The following is a 3,063-nucleotide window of genomic DNA, read 5'->3' as shown; positions in this document are numbered from 1 at the left end:
GTGTGTCCGGCGGTGTCCTACTCTCCCACACCCTCCCGAGTGCAGTACCATCGGCGCTGGAGGGCTTAGCTTCCGGGTTCGGAATGTAACCGGGCGTTTCCCCTCCGCCATGACCGCCGTAACCTTATCAACATATCAAACAACACCACACCAAACAGCGTGTGTCCGGGGTGTTTGTTTGTTTGTCGTGAGTTGCACAGTGGACGCGAGCAGAATCTTTGTGAGCAAGTCCTCGGCCTATTAGTACCGGTCAACTGAACCCGTTACCGGGCTTACATTTCCGGCCTATCAACCCAGTCGTCTAGCTGGGGGCCTTACCCACCCAAGGGTGGTGGGATACCTCATCTTGAAGCAGGCTTCCCGCTTAGATGCTTTCAGCGGTTATCCCTTCCGAACGTAGCTAACCAGCCGTGCCCCTGGCGGGACAACTGGCACACCAGAGGTTCGTCCGTCCCGGTCCTCTCGTACTAGGGACAGCCCTTCTCAAGTATCCTACGCGCACGGCGGATAGGGACCGAACTGTCTCACGACGTTCTAAACCCAGCTCGCGTACCGCTTTAATGGGCGAACAGCCCAACCCTTGGGACCTGCTACAGCCCCAGGATGCGACGAGCCGACATCGAGGTGCCAAACCATCCCGTCGATATGGACTCTTGGGGAAGATCAGCCTGTTATCCCCGGGGTACCTTTTATCCGTTGAGCGACACCGCTTCCACTCGCAAGTGCCGGATCACTAGTCCCGACTTTCGTCCCTGCTCGACCCGTCAGTCTCACAGTCAAGCTCCCTTGTGTACTTGCACTCAACACCTGATTGCCAACCAGGCTGAGGGAACCTTTGGGCGCCTCCGTTACCTTTTAGGAGGCAACCGCCCCAGTTAAACTACCCACCAGACACTGTCCCTGAACCGGATAACGGTCCGAAGTTAGATACCCGAATCAACCAGAGTGGTATTTCAAGATTGCCTCCACACATACTGGCGTATGCGCTTCACCGGCTCCCACCTATCCTACACAAGCTAACTCAGATACCAATGTCAAGCTATAGTAAAGGTCCCGGGGTCTTTCCGTCCTGCCGCGCGTAACGAGCATCTTTACTCGTACTGCAATTTCGCCGGGCCTGTGGTTGAGACAGTGGGGAAGTCGTTACGCCATTCGTGCAGGTCGGAACTTACCCGACAAGGAATTTCGCTACCTTAGGATGGTTATAGTTACCACCGCCGTTTACTGGCGCTTAAGTTCTCCGCTTCGCCCCGAAGAGCTAACAGGTCCCCTTAACGTTCCAGCACCGGGCAGGCGTCAGTCCATATACATCGAATTACTTCTTCGCATGGACCTGTGTTTTTAGTAAACAGTCGCTTCCCCCTGCTCTCTGCGGCCATACAACGCTCCACCCGCGCGGGGCTTCACGTCTCCGGCCCCCCTTCTCCCTAAGTTACGGGGGCAATTTGCCGAGTTCCTTAACCACAGTTCGCCCGATCGCCTCGGTATTCTCTACCTGACCACCTGTGTCGGTTTGGGGTACGGGCCGCTCAGAACTCGCTAGAGGCTTTTCTCGGCAGCATAGGATCACTGACTTCACCTGAATCGGCTCGGCATCACGTCTCAGCCTCATGTGTCACGGATTTGCCTATGACACGGCCTACACGCTTACCCCGGCACAACCACCGGCCGGGCTCAGCTACCTTCCTGCGTCACCCCATCGCTTGACTACTACCCGCCAGGTTCCCACGCTCCCCAACATCAGTCCGAAGACATCAGCCGGCTCGGGTGGTTAGCACAACGAGGTTCATCAGGGACGCTCTTTCGCGGGTACGGGAATATCAACCCGTTGTCCATCGACTACGCCTCTCGGCCTCGCCTTAGGTCCCGACTCACCCAGGGCGGATTAACCTGGCCCTGGAACCCTTGGTCATCCGGCGGAAGGGTTTCTCACCCTTCTTTCGCTACTCATGCCTGCATTCTCACTCGTGCCGCGTCCACAACTGGGTCACCCCGCTGCTTCACCCCCGGCACGACGCTCCCCTACCCATCCACACACCTGCACCGACACCCGAAGGCGCCAGCGGGGTTAAAATGTGAATGCCACAGCTTCGGCGGTGTGCTTGAGCCCCGCTACATTGTCGGCGCGGAACCACTTGACCAGTGAGCTATTACGCACTCTTTAAAGGGTGGCTGCTTCTAAGCCAACCTCCTGGTTGTCTATGCGATCCCACATCCTTTTCCACTTAGCACACGCTTAGGGGCCTTAGCTGGTGATCTGGGCTGTTTCCCTCTCGACTACGAAGCTTATCCCCCGCAGTCTCACTGCCGCGCTCTCACTTACCGGCATTCGGAGTTTGGCTGATTTCGGTAAGCTTGTGGGCCCCCTAGACCATCCAGTGCTCTACCTCCGGCAAGAAACACGCGACGCTGCACCTAAATGCATTTCGGGGAGAACCAGCTATCACGGAGTTTGATTGGCCTTTCACCCCTAACCACAGGTCATCCCCCAACTTTTCAACGTTGGTGGGTTCGGCCCTCCACGCGGTCTTACCCACGCTTCAGCCTGCCCATGGCTAGATCACTCCGCTTCGGGTCTAGAACATGCGACTCAAACGCCCTCTTCAGACTCGCTTTCGCTACGGCTCCCCCACACGGGTTAACCTCGCCACATGCCACTAACTCGCAGGCTCATTCTTCAAAAGGCACGCCGTCACCCCTCAAGGCTCCGACGGATTGTAGGCGAACGGTTTCAGGTACTATTTCACTCCCCTCCCGGGGTACTTTTCACCATTCCCTCACGGTACTCGTCCGCTATCGGTCACCAGGAAGTATTTAGGCTTACCAGGTGGTCCTGGCAGATTCACGGCAGATTTCAGGAGTCCGCCGCTACTCGGGAACACCCACAGAAGACCAGCTGCTTTCACCTACCGGACTATCACCGTCTACGGTCGGCCTTTCCAGACCATTCAGCTAACAACTGGTTTTATAACTCCTCGAACACGTGTCAGCATGTTCAGCAGGGTCCCACAACCCCGACCACGCAACCCCTGACAGGTATCACACGCAACCGGTTTAGCCTCG

2 rRNA genes (1 of these 2 cut by a window edge) are annotated in these 3,063 nt (G+C 56.9%); both read right to left on the bottom strand.

The features are described from left to right. Positions 1 to 4 precede the first annotated feature (4 nt). Positions 5 to 121 (bottom strand): 5S ribosomal RNA (rrf, locus tag ABZ795_RS28675). Between the two features lie 99 nt (positions 122 to 220). After that, positions 221 to 3,063, bottom strand: a 23S ribosomal RNA gene (locus ABZ795_RS28670); it runs 367 nt beyond the window's last position.

This window comes from Micromonospora sp. NPDC047134 (assembly GCF_040643455.1).
In the GTDB taxonomy this organism is placed as follows: Bacteria; Actinomycetota; Actinomycetes; order Mycobacteriales; family Micromonosporaceae; genus Micromonospora.
Note: the sequence above shows the minus strand (reverse complement) of the source record. Positions and strands in the feature narration are given on the sequence as shown.